Origin of the sequence: Actinokineospora auranticolor (genome assembly GCF_041897805.1) — a bacterium.
Lineage (GTDB): Bacteria > Actinomycetota > Actinomycetes > Mycobacteriales > Pseudonocardiaceae > Actinokineospora > Actinokineospora auranticolor.
Genome location: NZ_CP154825.1, coordinates 5004653 through 5020983, shown reverse-complemented (window position 1 = coordinate 5020983; position 16331 = coordinate 5004653). Strand labels below are relative to the sequence as shown.

Here is a 16331-nt window from a genome sequence, read left to right as displayed (position 1 = left end):
ACAGTCGTCGAGATCAGACGGTCTGCGGCACCGGAGTGATCGCGTCCAGTCGCCGGTACTGGTCGGACGACAGGGTGAACCGGGACGCTGCCTGGTTTTCCGCCAGGTGCGCCACCGACGACGTCCCCGGGATCAGCAGGATGGCGGGGGACCGGTGCAGCAGCCACGACAACGCCACCTGGGACGCCGTGGCCCCGAGTTCCCCGGCCACGTCCGCGATCGCGCCACCCCCGCGGGTCAGCGACCCCTTCCCGACCGGGTGCCAGGGGATGAACCCGATCCCCTCACGCTCGCAGTACTCCACCACCGCCTCGTGCTTGCGATCCGTCAGGTTGTAGCGGTTCTGCACGCTCACCACCGGCACGAACTCCCGCGCCGACCGCAGCTCCGCCACCGTCACCTCCGACAGCCCGACGTGCCGGACCTTCCCCTCCGACCGCAACTGCGCCAACACACCCAACTGCTCCGCCACCGGCACCAGCGGATCAATCCGGTGCAGCTGCAACAGGTCCAACCGCGCCACGCGCAGCCGGCGCAGGCTCAGCTCCACCTGTTGGCGCAGGTACTCCGGCCTGCCCAGCGGGACCCACACGCCCGGCGCCGGGCGGCACTGCCCCACCTTCGTCGCCACCACCAGCCGCGGCGCGTACGGGTGCAGGGTCGAGGCGATCAGCTCCTCGTTGCTCCCCGGACCGTACGCGTCGGCGGTGTCGATCAGGTCCACGCCCAGCTCCACCGCCCGCCGGAGGACGGCTCGGGCGGCGGGGACGTCCGGGGGAAGGCCCCAGCCGCCCTCGCCGGTCAGGCGGAGCGCGCCGAAGCCGGTGCGGTGGACCACCAGGTCGCCGCCCAGCGCGAAGGTGGCTGCCGTCACGCGGGCCGCCGGGCGTGGACCAGGTACATGGCCTGCTCCTCCGGGATCAGCGGGGCCGGGGTCACCACGACGTCGTACCCGCGCTCGGCCAGCAGCGACCGCACCGCGGCCAGGTTGCCGTCGAAGTCGTGCACCTCGACCACGAACGCCGCGGCCCGCGCCCAGTCCGCGTCGGAGAACCCGCGCAGGACCTCCAGCTCCGCGCCCTCGACGTCGATCTTCACCAGGTCGATCGGGCCGTCCTCGGCGCGGCCCGCCAGCACGGTCGCCACGGTCGTGACCGGCACCTCGATGGTGAGCGCGGTCTCCAGCAGCGCGATCAGCAACGTCTTCTGCTCCGGGTAGCGCGTCGAGTTCGCGGGCGCCTGCGGGTAGAAGGTGAACTCCGCCGTCGACTCCTCGGTGCCCAGCGCCACCGGGTACACCGTGACGCCGTCGAGCCCGTGCAGCTCGATGTTGCGGTGCAGGGCGCCGATGGTGCGCGGCATCGGCTCGAACGCCAGCACCGTCGCGCCCGGCCGGGCCCGCTTCACCGCGTACGAGAACATGCCGACGTTCGCGCCGATGTCGAGCACCAGCGCGTCCGGCGGCAGCTTCCCGATCTCCGCCGAGTAGGTGTCGCCCTCGAGGATCTCGGCGTACACGAACCGCAGCTCCAGGTAGTGCCCGTCGGGGTCGGTGGGCGCGTAGCACCGGTAGTCGGCCGACAGCTCCACGAGGCTGATGTCCTCGACCCCGACGGCACTGGTGTCACTCACAGTCTTCCTCCGTGACTCGTTGGATGACGTCCGCCGCGGCCCGTGCCCCGCCGGACAGGTCGATGTGCGCCCGCATCGCGGACAGCCGCCGGGCCGTGTCGGCGTCGCCCGCCACGGCGTCCACCGCCGCCCGCACCGCGACCCCCGACACCTCGGTGGCGGGCAGCCACCGGCCCAACCCCAGTTCGCCGACCCGGCGCGCGTTCGCGATGGCCTCCGGGTGGCTGGGCACCGCCACCACCGGCACCGCGTGCGCCAGCGACTCCATGACGCTGCCCATCCCCGCCTGGCTCACCGACGCCCGCGCGTGCGCCAGCACCTCGGGGTGCCGCAGCCAGCCGTGCGCCTCGATCGACGGCGGCAGCGGCCCCAGCGCGCCGGGGTCGAACCGGCCGCCCAGCGTGATCACCACGTGCCACGGCGACTCGGCGAAGGCCGCCACGCAGTCGGTGAACAGCGACAACCGGTCGTTGGACGTGGTGCCCAGCGACAGCAGCAGGACCGGCCGATCGTCCGCGGGCGGGCGCCAGCTCGGCGTCCCGTCCGGCGGTGCCAGGCAGGGGCCGACGAAGGTGTACCGGTCGCCGTACCGGTGGCTCTCGGGCTGGAAGTCCCTGGGCACGAACGCGACCGTCCGCTCGCCCGGCCGCGCGGTGAACGACTCGAACGACGTCCCCGGCACCCCGTGCGCGTCGAACAGCGACACCAGCGCCGCGCCGAAGGACACCAGCCGGTCCCACTCGGCGTCGTCGTCGCGGGCCCCGATCCGGACGCTGCCCGGGGTGAACGGCTCGCGGTCGATCGACGTCGGCACCAGCTGCACCGCGGGCACGCCGAGCCGCGCGGCGGTCACCCGCGCGGGCGCCCACAGCGCGGAGTCGAAGGCCACGACCGCGGGCGGGTCGGACTCCGCGTGCTCGACCACCGCCCGGGTCGCCTTGATGACGTCGAGGAAGACGTCCTTGCTCGCCTCCGCCCACTCCGCCTCGGTCAACCCCGCCAGCGACGGCAGTTCCGCCAGCGGCGGGTCGAACAGCACCGGTTCGGCACCGGCCGCCGCGACCTCGGGGGCGAACCGCCCGGACACCACCGCGCGGACCCGGTCGCCGCGCCGCGCCAGTTCGGCGATGACGGCGAGGTTCGGCCGCACGTGGCCGTGCGTGGGGTAGAGCAGGAACAGGACGTCGCGCTGCCGGGGCATAGGCCCGAACGGTAGCCGCGCCGATCACCGGATCCCCTGGCGCGCGGGGAAGTCTAGTGACCTTCCCATGATGCCGCTGGTCTGATCGGGACGAGCATCCGCAAGCGACTTGGAGGCGGTGATCGCGGTGCACGCGGCGTTCTTCACCTTTCCCCTGCACGGCCACGTGAACCCGACCCTGGGGGTGGTGGCGGAACTGGTCCGCCGCGGCCACCGCGTCACGTTCGCGACCACACCGGAGTTCGCCGACGCGGTCAAGGCCGCGGGCGCCGAACCCCTGTTGTACGACAACGTGATGCCGAAGTCGCTGGACCTGGTCATCAAGCCGCCGGGGGAGGTGTCGTCGGAGGAGTTCCACCGCTCGATCCGCACCATCACCGAGGAGGGCTTCGCGCCGCTCGCCCAAGCCCACGACGCCCTGGCGGACGACCACCCCGACGTCGTCCTGCACGACCTGACGGCCTTCCACACCGGACGCCTGCTGGCGCTGAAGTGGGGCGTGCCCGCGATCCGGCTCTGCACGACCATCGCGTTCACCGACGAGTTCAACCCGTACCTGCGGTTCCTCGGGCAGCACCCGGACATCGACCCGACCCACCCCGCGATCACCGGCGAACGCGAGGCCGTGGTGCAGGCGCTGGAGAGCCACGGCGTCGACCTGACCCCCGAGGAGTTCCGGGCGGACACCTCGACCCTGCGCCGGAGCCTGGTGTTCCTGCCCCGCGAACTCCAGGTCGGCGCCGACCACTTCGACGACGACTTCGCCTTCGTCGGCCCGTGCCTGACCGACCGCGCCTTCGAGGACGACTGGAAACCCCGCCAGGGAACGGATCCACTGGTGGTCGTCGCGTTCGGCACCTTCGGCTACACCAGCCAACGACGGCTGTTCACCGAGTGCGTCCGCGAGTTCGCCGACCGCCCTTGGCGAGTGGTGCTCGTGGTCGGCAACCAGGTCGACCCGGCGGACCTGGAACCGTTGCCCGCCAACGTCGAGGTGCGCCGCTGGGTGCCGCAGCTGGCCCTGCTGGCGGAAACCGACGTGTTCGTCTCGCACGCGGGCATGGGCAGCGTCACCGAAGCCCTGTGGACGGGGACACCGGTGGTCCTGCTGCCCCAGCTGACCGAACAGGACCTCGTCGCAGAACAGGTCACCGGCCTCGGCCTGGGCCGCGTCGTGCCGCGCGACAACCTCGGCGCCAAGCCGGTGGGGGAGGCGGTGGCCGAACTCCTGGCCGCACTCCAGGACGGCGACCTACCCGCCCGCCTCACCACGATGCGCGAGGCCATGCGAACCGCGGGCGGCGCGCGGCGCGCGGTGGACGTGATCGAGGACGTGATCGCCTGACCCCGGTGGGGTGGTCCTGGCCGGACCACCCCACCGGATTGTTCAGTTGGGCCAAGGGATCTGCGGGGAACGGTAGTAGTTCACGCCCCACAGGTCCCACCGTTCGGCCTGGGCCGCCACGCGGACCCGGGCGTCCGTCCAGTTCTGGGCCGTCTTCGGGGTCCAGGCCACCTCGGCGAGTTCCGGCAGGCGGGGGAAGAGCATGAACTGCAGGCTCTTCTCGTCCGGTGTCACCTGGGTGAACATCGTCGCCTCCACCCCCAGCACCGACGCCGTCGGCAGGTCCGTGATCGCCGCGTCCGGGTCCCAGCCGTACGCGTCGGCGGCCTCCACCAAGCCGGCCCAGGTCTGGCCGTACTTCGGCGCGTCGACGGTGTACTTCATGTCCAGGTAGGCCCGGTTGGCCGGGGACAGCAGCAGCTTCGCCCCCTGCGCGGCCGAGCGGACCGCGGTCGGGTCGTCCGGCCACGCGTACCAGTACTGGCTCACCGAGCCCGGGCCCCACGGGGTCCGTCCCTCCAGCGCCGAGTTCCAGCCCATCGGCCGCTTCCCGTACTTCGCCACCGTGGCCGCCGCGCGGTCCATGAACGCCACGTAGTCCGCCTCCGGGGTGCCCTGCACCTCGTCGCCGCCGACGTGCACGTACTGCCCCGGGGTCAGCGCCGCGACCTCGCGGATCACGTCGTCGACGAACCGGTCCACCACCGGCCTGCCCAGGCACAGCGAGCTGAAGCCGGTGTCGTAGCCGGTGTAGAGGGGCGGTGCCACGCCGTCGCAGTTCAGCTCCGCGTAGGACGCCAGGGCCGCCGTCGTGTGCCCCGGGATGTCGATCTCCGGCACCACCGTCACCCCGCGCCGCCGCGCGTACTCGACCAGGTCGCGGTACTCGGCCTTGGTGTAGTAGCCGCCGGGGCCGCCGCCGGTCGCGGTGCTGCCGCCGTAGGTGGCCAGCCGGGGCCAGCTGTCGATCTGGATCCGCCAGCCCTGGTCGTCGGTGAGGTGCAGGTGCAGGTGGTTGTACTTGTACGTCGACACCTGGTCGATGAACCGCCGCACCGCGTCCGGCGGGTAGAAGTACCGGGCCACGTCCAGCATCACGCCCCGGTAGGCGTAGCGGGGCCGGTCGACGACCCGCGCGCCCGGCACCGTCCACGGACCCGGCTGCCGCCGCTCGCTCTCGATCCGCGCGGGCAACAGCTGCTTCACCGTCTGCGCCCCGTTGCGCAGCCCCGCGGCGGTCGCGCCCTCCACGGTGACCCCGCCGGGGGTGACGTCCAACCGGTACCCCTCGGGCCCGATCTCGCGCTCGTCCCCGGTCAACCGCAGCGAGATCGTGTTCGGCCGCGCCGCGGCGGAGGTCACCACCGGCAGCGCGTACCCCGTGGCCGGGCGCAGCTCCGACCCCAGCAGATCGGCGACCTCGCGCACCTCGCCCGCCCCGGGCGGCACGGAGACGGTGGTCGCCTGGTCGAGCCGGAACGACGCCCCCGGCCGCGCCCGCACCGAGACGGGCTTCGGCAACAGGGTGTCCAAAGTGGAGAAAGCGGGCTGCGCGGAGGCGGCGGGCGCGGGTCCGGCGACCAGCACGCCGGACACGACGACCAGCGCGGCCGACCAGGCGCGGGACCGCCTAGCTAAGTGGATCACGATATCCCCCGGGAGAGCGGTGGGCAGGTCGCCCGCAGTCAAATCGAAACCGGGCAAGCCGACCGGCGGTGGCGGCCAGGACTGGGGAAACCCCTAACGCCGCGCGGTACCCGGGAGGTCCCCGGCGGCGGCGGCGGTAGCGTGCGGCGCATGCCGAGTGGGCGCATCGCGATCGTCGCCGTCACGTCGCCGAGCCACATCTACCCCTGGTTGGCGCTGGTCGACGAGCTCGCCGCGCGCGGCCACCGGGTCAGCGTGTCGGCGGGGGAGTCCGTGCGCGGCCTGTTCGACCGGGTCGTCGCGGAACGGTCCACTGTGGAGTTCGTGGCCCACCCGTCGCTGCTGCCGGACCCGGCCACGGGCGCCTCCGGCATCGGCGCGATCCCCGTCGACGCCGGCGAGGTGATGCAGGTCTTCCTCCGCGAGGCCATGATCCAGCTGCCCCGGCTGACCGCCCACTTCGACACCCCGCCGGACCTGGTGCTGTGCGACCCGGGCGCGATGGCGGGCCAGGTGCTCGCCCGCCGCCACGGAGTCCCGGCGGTCACCCTGGCCATCATGCCCATGGTCTGGTCCGAACCGGACACCGAGCCCGACGCGGAGGTGCTGGCCGGGCTCGGCTCCGCCGACTCCGCCGCCCGCTACTACGAACTCGCCGACGCCTGGCTCGCCGACAACGGCATCACCGGCGGCGCCCACGCCCTCCAGGGCCAACCGGACGGCACCCTGTCGCTGGTCCCGCGCGCCATGCAGCCCGGCGCCGAACGCGCACCCGAGTCCGTGCGGTTCGTCGGCCCCTGCCTCGCCCGCGAACGGCTCGACGACCGCAGCTGGACGCCCCCGGCCGACGGCAGGCGGGTCGTGCTGGTGTCGCTGGGCAACTCGTTCAACGACCGCCCCGACTTCTACCGCACGTGCGTCGAGGCGTTCGCCGACACCGACTGGCACGTGGTCCTCGTCGCGGGCAAGCACGCGGCGACCCTGGACGCGCCGGCGCACGTGCGGGTGTACGAGCGGGTGCCGCAGCTCATCGTGCTGGAACACGCTTCCGCCTTCGTCACCCACGCCGGCATGGGCGGTTGCGTCGAGGCGTTGTGGTACGGGGTGCCGATGGTGGCCATCCCGCAGGGCGTCGACCAGTTCGGCAACGCCGCCCGGGTCGCTGAACTGGGCGTCGGCACCCACCTGCCCGCCGCCGAGGTCACCGCCGACGCACTCCGGCAAGCCGTCGACCAGGTGTCCGCCGATCCCGTTGTCGCGGAACGGCTGGCCGCCGCCCGCGCCGAGCTGCGCGCGGGCGGCGGAGTGTCCGAGGCGGCCAACACTGTCGAATCTTACCTCACCGCAACGGTTTCTAGGTGATTCCCTAGTCCGCGCACCGCATGCCCTTGTCCCGGCGGGACGTGCTCCTAGTCTCGGCGGCGGTGCCGCGAGGACGCGCACCGAGACCACGAGCGTGAACCGGAGTGTGCGGCGATGGCTAGCAAGGGTGCGAAGAACGGCGCGGGACTGCTGCTGCTGGTCCTGATCGTCATCCTGATCCTGTCCCAGAAGAAGGCCGACGGCGCGGAACTCAACGCGCCCGCCCCCGACAAGGCGCCGGTCGGCTGGGAGACCTACCGGCAGACCGAGGCCATCGACGGGCTGCGCGTCGGTGAGCACACCGGCCAGTTCTCCAGCTTCGACCGCGCGGGCACCAACGACGACGGCGGTTTCGGCACGTACTCCTGCCTGCGCGTCACCGGAACCGGGTGCGTGGTGGCCGACAGAGTCGGCGCGGGGGAGTTGACGTCGCTGTGGTTCGTCGGCGACGTCCCCGCGGATGAACGCGCGAACCCCGGCGTAGCGGCGAAACTCGCCGGCCAGTCCGCCGCGGTGCGGACCGCGGTCACGAACGCGTCGCTCGCGGACAACACCGTCACCGTCGAGCTCGACGGCCGCACGGTCCTGAGCGGACGCATCGGCGACATCGTCGACGGCAAGCTCGGCGCGCCCTTCGCCTGGCCGCTGGTGGCCAACACCTACGAGTCCCGCGGCGCCATGGTCATCAAGGTGCCCATGCCGTACCGGGAATCCATGCGCGTGACCACCGGCATCAACCCGCTCTACTTCCACGTCGACCACCGCGAGTTCGCCGACGCCGACGGCATCACCACCTTCGACCCAGCGGACCGCGCGCAGGACGTCCTCGACCGATTACGGTCCTACGGGGTCGCCGACCCAAAACCACCAGTGCCAGGCGCGCGGGTGAGCACCACCACGACGGACGTCCCAGCCGGGGCGTCCGTCAACTTTTTGCGTCTGAACGGTCCCGCCCGCGTGACCCAGGTCCGGTTGTCGTTACCCCAGGTCGTGGCCAGTCCACGGCGCAACGACGACGGGCGGCACCTGGACGCCGGCGGGCGGAGCGCGTTCACGGTCCGCATCGATCCCGCCAACCGGGGTGTCCGTCTCACCCGCACCTATGACGCGGACCTCGCCGGGCAGCGGGCCACCATCCTCGTCGACGGGAAGCCGGCAGGCGAGTGGGCGAGCACCCCGGCGGGACCCGCCGGGCAGTGGGCCGCCCAATCCGTCGAACTCCCGGCCACCGCGACCGCGGGCAAGTCCAGGATCACCGTGACCACCGAGGCCCGCACGCCCTTCGCCGAGTTCCGCTACGACGTCCACAGCAGACTCGGCACCTCCTGGACCCGCACCGACGTGTTCGACACCGGCCCGTGGCAGCCCGGCACCGAGCAGGCGCACGCGTACTCCGCCACGAACGTCATCTGGCAGGGCCGCTACGACAACCGCTTCGCCGCCGACCCCGCCGAGCTGGACCGCTCCGACGCCGTGCTCGCCGGCCTGCGGCTGCGCGCCACCTTCGACGGGCGCACCACCGTCGACGCGCCCGTCGGCGAGTTCTTCGGTTCCGGCCTCGGCGAGTTCGACAGCCGCTCGCTGCTCTCCTCGATCGACGCCACCCCCGGCGGTTGGTACACCGCCTGGTGGCCCATGCCCTTCGCCGCGAACGCCACCGTCGAGCTGGTCAACGGCTCCGGTGTGCCCGTGACCGGCGCCGTGCTGGAGGTGACCGCCGCGCCGGACAAGGGGACTCCGGCCGCGCTGGCCGCCGGCGCCATCGGCTACTTCCACGCCACCCACGGCGAAGCCGCGAGCGTGCCCGCCAAGCAGGACGTCCCGCTGCTGGACGCGCGCGGCCGGGGCGTGCTGCGTGGCGTGACCCAGGTGATGCGCGGCGCCGCCGGGCGGGCCAACCCGTACGACTTCGAGGAAGGTGACGAACGCGCTTATGTGGACGGTTCGGCCGGCCCGGCGTGGCACGGCACCGGGACCGAGGACTTCTACGAGGCCGGGTGGTACTTCCTCGGCGGCTACACCGTTTCGGGCTTCCTCACCGGCAGCCCCGCCTTCGAGGCCCAGGGCGACGGCTGCGCGGTCATCTGCGCGAGCATGAGCCGCGTGTTCATGGCCGACGCCATCGCCTTCGGCACCGGGCTGCGCCTCGGCATCGAGCACGGCTCGGTCAACGAGGACCCGGCGGGGGAGAGCTGGACCGCGTACTGGTACGGCCAGGACGCCTTGGGGCTGCGGCAGACCGACGTGGTCGACCTCGCCGACGCCGCCAGCCGTGACGCCCACGACTACCAGGCCGTCCGGGAGTCCGAGGGCGCCGTCACCAGCGCCTTCGAGGGCGCGGGCTTCGAGGCGCCGCTCCCGCGCCCCACCCGCGCGTCCACCGGGCCCGTCGAGTTCACCGTCGCCGTCGACCCCGCCAACCGGGGCGCGCGACTGCACCGGCTCGGCGACCAGAGCAGGGCCGGGCAGGGCGTCGAGGTCCTCGTCGACGGCGTCTCCGCCGGACGTTGGTGGCAGCCGCGCGACAACGAGCACGCCCGCTGGCTCGAGGACGGGTTCGCCATCCCACCGGCCCGCACCGCGGGCAAGGACCACATCACCGTCGAACTGCGGCCCACGGCCGGGTCCGCGCCCTGGTCCGCCGCCCGCTACCGGGTCGTCAGCGAGGTCGCGCCCTACGCCGACACGACCGCGCCCGGCGTCGTGGCCGGGCTCGTGGCCGTGTCCGCCGAGACCAACGCCGTCGACCTGACCTGGGCCCCGGCGACCGACAACGCCGCCATCGCGGGCTACGAGGTGCACGCCGCCCGGACACCGGACGTGCCGATCACCCCCGCCACGCTCGTCGGCACCACCACCGGACCCGCCTACCGGCACCGCGACCTCGGTCTCGGCGACCCCTGGAACTACCGCGTCGTGGCCGTCGACGCCGCAGGCCGGTCGGGCCCGCCGTCCGCCGTCGCGGGGGCCACCAGCGGCATGCGGCTGGACATCGAGGCCGAGGACCTGGTGCCGCCGGAGAGCGGGTCCACCGGGGTGCTGGTGCTCACCGACCCGAGCGCCTCCGACACCGCCTACGCGATTCTCGCCGCCACCACCGAGGGCGATCACACCACCGCCGTGTTCACCGTGCCGAAAACGGGTACGTACGACCTGACGACCACGTGGGTGGCCGATCCGAACCGCGGGATCGGCGCCGTCGGCGTCGACGGGACTGCCGTCGGCACCCCGTTCGACACCCACCGGGTCGACGGACCGCGCCTGCCCAACATTTCCACCGGGAGGATCTCCCTCACCGCCGGAACGCACCGGCTGACCGTCACCGCCACTGGCAGGAATGCGAACTCGACCGCCTACTTCCTGGGGTTCGATCGCTTTTCCCTCACCCTGCGGTGACACTGCGGGCGATCGATGATTATCATCGCTGGAGAAGCCACCGCCACCGGTCGCGGGTGCGCTCATTCGACGGCTCCGTCCCCGTTCTCGACGATTCCAGGGAGAATGTCATGAAACAGCGTTCGGCGGGTTCCCGCGTCATCGCCTTGGCCGTGGGCGTCGCGCTCATCATCGGCGGCATCACCGGCCTGACCGACGCGGACGCGCTGGTGGTCAGCAAGATCGGCGCGGCCGCGGCGATCCTCGCGGGGCTGGTGTTCCTCAAGATCAGCGCCACCTCCTCGAAGGCCTGAGGCGGACCCGGTGTCGGCCCGCGCGCGGCGGGCCGGACACCGACCGGCGCCGCTAGGCCAGCCCGGCGCTCTTGAGCGCGTCCTCCACGGAGTGCCGGGCCTTCTTGAACTTGCTGGTCACGCCCATGGCGGTCAGCGGGCCGAGGCCCGCGGCGAACCCGCCGCCGCCGTGCGTGCCCTGCTTGAGGACGAGGTCGGACCCGTCCACCTCCAGGTCCACCCGCAGCCGCGTGTCGTGCTTCTTGGTGATCTCCGCGCCGCCCTCGTGCGCCTCGGCCCTGGTGTCACCGGTCTGCACCCAGCGGTAGCCCCGGTCCTCCAGCGCGCCCCGCGCGACCCGCAGCGCCTCCGCCGCGCTGGCCCCCCGGTTGAGCTGAATCTTTTTCGAACCCACGCCTGACTCCTATTCGGTTCCGTGTCGCTCCGCCTTTCGGCGGACGCATTTCGGTTGGGCATGTGAAGGGTACAGAATGCTCGTCCCAGCTTAATGGGTACCCGGGTCTGGCGCTGCGGGAGAAAGTTGTGCGGCGCCGGCCGATGGTTGTCGATCGGGCCCGGCGGCTATCCGTGGAGGTCAGCCCCGGTTCCGCACGATCGAGTGAACACGAATGTTGTCGGTTCGGCACCCGCGGGCCACCTTGGTTGATCCCGTTCCCGCCCGGCGGCTGTAGCGTGACCAACCCATCACGGGTTGTACTCGAGTCATGTTCACAGTTGACGCGCTCCCGGCGCCCGCCGCCGACCCCCCGCGCACCCCGCAGTTCGCGGGGTGGCCGGTGGGGCTCGTCGCCGCGGTCACCGGCGCGCTGATGTACCTCGCGAGCCGCAACTACGGCTACTTCTTCGACGAGGCCTACTTCGTCGTCGCGGGTCGTGACCACCTGGCCTGGGGCTACTTCGACCAGCCCGCGCTGGTCCCCGCGCTCGCGGCCCTGGCCGACCACCTGGCCCCCGGCTCGCTGCCGGTGCTGAGGCTCCCGGCCACCCTCGCGTGCGTCGGCGGGGTCGTCCTCACCGCCCTCATCGCCCGCGAACTCGGCGGCGGCCGACGGGCGCAGACGGCGGCGGCGTTCGCGTACGCGCTGTCCGGCGCCGTCCGCATCGGCCACTGGCTGGCGACGTACTCCCTGGACCCGTTCTTCTGGACCGTGATCGTGTGGCTGCTGGTGCGGTGGACCCGTCAGCACCGCGAGGGCAGGCCCGACGACCGGCTGCTGCTGGCGGCGGGCGCGGTCACCGCCCTGTCGTTGCAGACGAAGTTCCTGGTTCCCGCGCTCTGGGCCGCGGTGCTCCTCGCCGCGGTGGCCCTCGGTCCTCGGACCCTTCCCCGGCGGCCCCTGCTCTGGGTGGGCGCCCTCATCGCCGTGGTCGCGACCACTCCCAACCTCGTCTGGCAAGTCGCCAACGGCTGGCCGTACGCGCGGATGACCGACGTCGTCGCCAAGGAGTTCGCCGGTACCGGGCGGTACCTGTGGGAGGGCCTGGCGGGCGCGGGGCTCCTCATGGGCGTCCTGCTCGTCCTCTGCGGCCTGGCCCGCTTGGTGGTGTCGAGGGAACTGGCCGCCTTCCGCTACCTCGGCGTGGCCACGATCGCGATCGTCGTCGCCTTCGCCCTCCTCGACGGCCGCTCGTACTACCTGTTCAGCCTCTACGCACTGCCCATCGCCGCGGGCGCGACCGCCCTGGAGCGCTTCCGCTGGACGACACCGCGTGCACTGGTGGCGGGCGCGGTGGTCCTGCTCTCGCTGGCCGTGTCGGTGATCAGCCTGCCGGTGTTCTCCCGCGCGGTGGCGGAGAAGCTGCCGGACCTGCCGCTGGTGGCGACCGCCAAGCAGTACACGGTCGCTGAGGGGCAACTGGAACCGCTGGTGGACGGCATCGCCGCCCTCTACACCGCGTTGCCCCCCGAGCAGCGGGCCCGAACCGCCATCATGACCGACAGCTACGTCTTCGCCGCCGCCGTCGACCTCTACGGCCCCGCCCGAGACCTCCCACGCGCCTACAGCGGCCACCGCGGCTACTTCTACTTCGGCCACCCAGACGACCACCACGACAGCGTCCTGTTCGTCGGCACCCCGAACCCCGCCCTCCACACGGCTTTCACGGCCGAGATCCCACTGGCACCGGACTTCGCCACCCTCTATACAGGACTCCATGAGCCCTGGGACGCGCTCTGGCCGGACTTGCGGACCCAGTGACGCCCGCCGCCGGGTGACCGGGTCGCTCAGGGAGCCCGCGCGTCGTGTTCACGCGCTCGGCCGCTCGACTCCGTGGCCGGTGGGCCGAAGGATCGAACCGGAGGCGCGCACGACCTCGACCTACCCGGAGGCGCCGTGAGCGGGCCACGCGTTCGGCAGGCGGTCATCCTCGCCAGTGGCCGCGGGGACCGGCTGCGACCCCTCACCGACGCGCGTCCCAGACCCCTGGTCGAGGTGCGGGGCGTGCCGATCCTGGGGCACCAGCTCGGCTGGCCGGCCGCCTCCGGGGTGGAGGAGGTCGTCGTGGCCGCGGGCTACCTCGGTCACGCCATCGTCGAGTACGTGGCGTCGTTGTCCCTGTCGTCGCGCGTGCGGGTGCTCGTGGAGGGGAGGCCGCTGGGTCGTGGCGGCGCGCTGCGGCGGGCTGCGGGGAGCCGGCCTCGGTGCTCCTTGCTGTTCAGAGGGTCGGGTGCGTGCTCGTGGAACGCCACGCGACCACTTCGGCGCGCCCGCGCGCGAGAGGTTCGACCACGCGCGCGATGGAACTGCCGCGTGGCGTTGGTGTGGAGAACGCCGTGCCGGCCGCGGGCGAGCCGGGCGCCCGTTCGAGGAGTTGACGCCGCGCCGGTGCGTGGCGGCGATCCGGGACGCGACCGGCCTGGCGTGGACGCTCGCGGCGCCGCGCACCGGCGGACGGCTCGGCGGCGGTTGCCGGACACGGTTCTCGGCCGCGGTTCCATACTGGGGACATGCTGACCAGGGTCGCGGTCCTGTCCGACATCCACGGCGTCGCGCCCGCGCTGGCCGCGGTCCTGGCCGAACCCGAGGTGCTGTGCGCCGACCGGATCGTGGTCACCGGCGACACCACCGCGGGCCCGCAGCCCGCCGAGGTGTTGGACATGCTCGCCGAGTTGGGCGACCGGGTCACCGTGATCAGCGGGAACGCGGACCGGGCGGTGGTCGAGCACGCCCGTACCGGCCGCGGCCCCGCGGGCGCTGCGGCGTGGGCGGCGTCCCGGTTGCCTGCCGATCGGATCGACTGGCTCGCGGACCTGCCGGACACGGTCCGACTTCCCGTGGCGGGACACGGCGATGTCCTGTTCTGCCACGGCACACCGCGCCGGGACGACGAGGTCGTCGTGGTCGACTCGGCCCTGGGCCGCTGGGCGGAGGTGTTCGCCGACCTGGACGCCGCCGTCGGCACCGTGGTGTGCGGCCACACCCACATGCCGTTCGCCAGGCTCGCGCACGGCCGACTCGTGGTGAACCCGGGCAGCGTCGGTATGCCCTATGGCCGCTCCGGCGCGCACTGGGCACTGCTCGGCCCCGGCACCGACCTCCGCCGCACCGGGTTCGACATCACCGCCGCGGCAACGGAGATCGCCGAAGCCTGCCCCGACCCCACGATCGCCCGATGGGTCGAGGACTACATCCTGACCACCGCGTCCGACGAGGAGGCGCTCACCCATTTCGCCCGCCCGGTTTGAGCCGCGTAGCTGGACGGCACCGCCCCAGCCACGCCGACCAGGCGGTCTGATCCGCCTCGGACTCCCGACCAGGCCGATCACGCTGACCACGACGTAGCCGAGGATCCACCGCGCCAGGCCGCTCGCGCGGTCGGGCGTCCAGGCCGAAGTTCCGGCGGAAGCGTGCGATGGCGACCATCCGGCCACTCGTCCGCCGGTAGGTCGACGGTGTACGCGTTGCCGCTATGCCGGTTGCGGTCGGTTGGTCTCCGACTGCCGGACGGCGCGCGGATCGGGGATGGTGGGGCGGGCGGTCAGGCGCAGCCGCAGGTCGCGGGGGCGGAGGGTGGCGGCGGGCACCGCGCGCACGACCGCGTCGGGGTGCGGCGGGTCGACGCGCCAGTGGTTGAGGACCGTGGCGAGGACGATCGCCAGTTCGGTGTTGGCGAAGCGGGTGCCGACGCAGGTGCGGGCGCCGCTGCCGAACGGGAGGTAGGCCGTGCGGTGCGGTTCGCCGTCCAGCCAGCGGTCGGGGTCGAAGTGGTCGGCGCGCGGGAAGACGTCCTCCCGGTGGTGCAGGAGGTAGGGGCTGACGACCACCGCCGTGCCCGCCGGGATCTTGTGGCCCGCCAGCTCGGTGTCCGCGGTGGCGACCCGGGTCACCATCCACACCGGCGGGCGGATCCGCAGGGACTCCGCGATCACCCGGCCCGTGACCGTGGCGTGGGTGGGCGCGGTGCGGTCCACCAGGATTCGCGCCGCCTCGGCGCGGACCTGGTCCTGCAGGTCCGGGCGCTCGGCGAGGTAGTGCAGCGTCCACGCCAGGCACCCGGCCGAGGTCTCGGCGCCCGCGATGAAGAACGTGACGAGCTGGTCGACCAGCTCGGCGTCGTCCGGCATGTCGTAGGTGGCCAGCAGCGCGGACAGCAGGTCCCCGTGGTCGGCGGGCGCCGCCCGGCGGTCGACCACGACCCGGCCGAGCGCGCCGCGCAGCCGGGCCACCGCCCGGTGGTAGGCGCGGTTGCCGGGTGTCGGCAGGTCGTTGACGAACCCAGGCCGCATCATCCGGCGGTAGAGGCCGGACATCAACGTGGTGACGTCGCCCAGCGCCTGCTCGGTCTCGGCGGCGGGCAGGCCCTCGGCGAGCATGGTGACCGCGACCGTGCGGGCGGTGATGTCGACCATGTCCTCAACCACGTCGATGGTGTCGCCGTCGCGCCACGGGGCGGTGACGGCCTGCGCCTGGGCCAGCATCGCCGCCGCGTAGCCGGGGAGCCGGTCGGCGTGGAAGGCGGGTCGCACCACGCGCCGCTGGCGCCGGTGCGCGGCGTGCGGGCAGGAGGACAGGCCGTTGCCCGCGAACTCGCGGACCCGGTCCCAGAACGGGCCGCCCTTGTCGAACAGGTGGTCGTCGCGCAGCACGCGGTCCGCCGTGTCCCCGCCGGTGACCACGACGGCCCGCACCGGCCCGAGGCGCACCCCCACCACGTCGTCGTACCGGGTCAGGGACCGCAGGAACGCCAACGGGTCGCGCATCAGGGGCACCGCGTGCCCCACCAGCGCCAGCGCGCCCGGTGCCAGGGGGATGTCGGTCATCGAGGCCGCCTTCGGTCGCCGTGGTACGCGGTACTCCACGCTAGGGCCGGCCCGGCCACCCACCAACCGGCGTAACTCGTCCTGGTGAACGCCGTCACCCGTGCGCCGGTCCCGAACCGCCGGACAAGCACCGGGTGCGCGACCACCAACCGCAGAACGCGCGCAGCCCGGCGCTGTCCCGCACCTGAACCGAGT

The 16331-nt window shown here is 73.0% G+C and carries 12 protein-coding genes and 2 pseudogenes; 8 read left to right on the top strand and 6 right to left on the bottom strand.

The genetic code is table 11. From position 1 onward, the window contains the following. Nucleotides 1-13: 13 nt before the first annotated feature. The 3 genes from V5P93_RS22155 to V5P93_RS22145 are packed head-to-tail and all read right to left on the bottom strand — an operon-like array spanning nt 14 to nt 2833. On the bottom strand, nt 14-874 hold the full coding sequence (locus V5P93_RS22155) for an aldo/keto reductase (protein ID WP_104478954.1): 861 nt from the start codon (nt 872-874) through the stop codon (nt 14-16). Continuing rightward, nucleotides 871-1632: an FkbM family methyltransferase gene (locus V5P93_RS22150; protein ID WP_104478955.1), complete on the bottom strand. Its 762-nt coding sequence runs from the start codon at nt 1630-1632 to the stop codon at nt 871-873. The genes V5P93_RS22155 and V5P93_RS22150 overlap by 4 nt, the downstream gene beginning before the upstream one ends. After that, nucleotides 1625-2833 (bottom strand): macrolide family glycosyltransferase, encoded by a 1209-nt coding sequence (locus V5P93_RS22145; protein ID WP_104478956.1) that lies wholly within the window; start codon nt 2831-2833, stop codon nt 1625-1627. The genes V5P93_RS22150 and V5P93_RS22145 overlap by 8 nt, the downstream gene beginning before the upstream one ends. Before the next feature lie 118 nt (nt 2834-2951). Here V5P93_RS22145 and V5P93_RS22140 point away from each other — a divergent pair, with 118 nt between their 5' ends. Beyond that, a complete protein-coding gene (locus V5P93_RS22140) occupies nt 2952-4178 on the top strand; it encodes a macrolide family glycosyltransferase (RefSeq protein WP_181043454.1) in 1227 nt (408 codons plus the stop codon). A gap of 42 nt (nt 4179-4220) precedes the next feature. Here V5P93_RS22140 and V5P93_RS22135 read toward each other — a convergent pair whose 3' ends face one another. After that, nucleotides 4221-5825 (bottom strand): beta-N-acetylhexosaminidase, encoded by a 1605-nt coding sequence (locus V5P93_RS22135; RefSeq protein WP_245931234.1) that lies wholly within the window; start codon nt 5823-5825, stop codon nt 4221-4223. A gap of 150 nt (nt 5826-5975) precedes the next feature. Between V5P93_RS22135 and V5P93_RS22130 the strand changes: the two genes are divergently transcribed. The 3 genes from V5P93_RS22130 (at nt 5976) to V5P93_RS22120 (ending at nt 10876) form a co-directional block, all read left to right on the top strand. Continuing rightward, nucleotides 5976-7187, top strand: a complete 1212-nt coding sequence (locus V5P93_RS22130; protein ID WP_104478958.1) for a macrolide family glycosyltransferase — start codon at nt 5976-5978, stop codon at nt 7185-7187. Between the two features lie 114 nt (nt 7188-7301). After that, entirely contained in the window at nt 7302-10583 is a 3282-nt protein-coding gene (locus tag V5P93_RS22125) for a DUF2961 domain-containing protein (RefSeq protein WP_245931235.1), read from the top strand. A 110-nt stretch (nt 10584-10693) separates the two neighbouring features. Next, the gene (locus tag V5P93_RS22120; RefSeq protein ID WP_104478959.1) at nt 10694-10876 is read left to right on the top strand and encodes a hypothetical protein; all 183 of its coding nucleotides are present in this window, start codon (nt 10694-10696) and stop codon (nt 10874-10876) included. Between the two features lie 52 nt (nt 10877-10928). On the opposite strand, the gene V5P93_RS22115 is transcribed toward V5P93_RS22120, so the two are convergent. After that, complete coding sequence (locus tag V5P93_RS22115; protein WP_104478960.1) at nt 10929-11270, bottom strand: hypothetical protein; 342 nt, start codon at nt 11268-11270, stop codon at nt 10929-10931. A gap of 310 nt (nt 11271-11580) precedes the next feature. Between V5P93_RS22115 and V5P93_RS22110 the strand changes: the two genes are divergently transcribed. The 4 genes and pseudogenes from V5P93_RS22110 to V5P93_RS22095 all read left to right on the top strand — a co-directional run bounded on the left by V5P93_RS22110 (nt 11581) and on the right by V5P93_RS22095 (nt 14561). After that, on the top strand, nt 11581-13074 hold the full coding sequence (locus V5P93_RS22110) for a glycosyltransferase family 39 protein (protein ID WP_104478961.1): 1494 nt from the start codon (nt 11581-11583) through the stop codon (nt 13072-13074). A gap of 72 nt (nt 13075-13146) precedes the next feature. Further along, nucleotides 13147-13488: pseudogene (locus V5P93_RS22105) on the top strand (NDP-sugar synthase); the annotation flags it as partial. Nucleotides 13489-13508: 20 nt separating this feature from the next. After that, a pseudogene (locus V5P93_RS22100) lies at nt 13509-13691 on the top strand (FAD-dependent monooxygenase); the annotation flags it as partial. Nucleotides 13692-13823: 132 nt separating this feature from the next. Beyond that, nucleotides 13824-14561 carry a metallophosphoesterase gene (locus V5P93_RS22095; RefSeq protein WP_104478963.1) on the top strand — a complete coding sequence of 246 codons (738 nt, stop codon included), beginning with the start codon at nt 13824-13826 and terminating at the stop codon, nt 14559-14561. 222 nt (nt 14562-14783) lie between these two features. On the opposite strand, the gene V5P93_RS22090 is transcribed toward V5P93_RS22095, so the two are convergent. After that, complete coding sequence (locus tag V5P93_RS22090) at nt 14784-16136, bottom strand: cytochrome P450 (RefSeq protein ID WP_104478964.1); 1353 nt, start codon at nt 16134-16136, stop codon at nt 14784-14786. Between the last annotated feature and the right edge of the window lie 195 nt (nt 16137-16331).

Excerpts from the sequence above, each read along its gene's own strand:
- V5P93_RS22110 (WP_104478961.1), top strand. The coding sequence starts at position 11,581 with ATGTTCACAGTTGACGCGCTCCCGGCGCCCGCCGCCGACCCCCCGCGC.
- V5P93_RS22120 (WP_104478959.1), top strand. The coding sequence starts at position 10,694 with ATGAAACAGCGTTCGGCGGGTTCCCGCGTCATCGCCTTGGCCGTGGGC.
- V5P93_RS22090 (WP_104478964.1), bottom strand. The coding sequence starts at position 16,136 with ATGACCGACATCCCCCTGGCACCGGGCGCGCTGGCGCTGGTGGGGCAC.
- V5P93_RS22145 (WP_104478956.1), bottom strand. The coding sequence starts at position 2,833 with ATGCCCCGGCAGCGCGACGTCCTGTTCCTGCTCTACCCCACGCACGGC.
- V5P93_RS22130 (WP_104478958.1), top strand. The coding sequence starts at position 5,976 with ATGCCGAGTGGGCGCATCGCGATCGTCGCCGTCACGTCGCCGAGCCAC.
- V5P93_RS22125 (WP_245931235.1), top strand. The coding sequence starts at position 7,302 with ATGGCTAGCAAGGGTGCGAAGAACGGCGCGGGACTGCTGCTGCTGGTC.
- V5P93_RS22095 (WP_104478963.1), top strand. The coding sequence starts at position 13,824 with ATGCTGACCAGGGTCGCGGTCCTGTCCGACATCCACGGCGTCGCGCCC.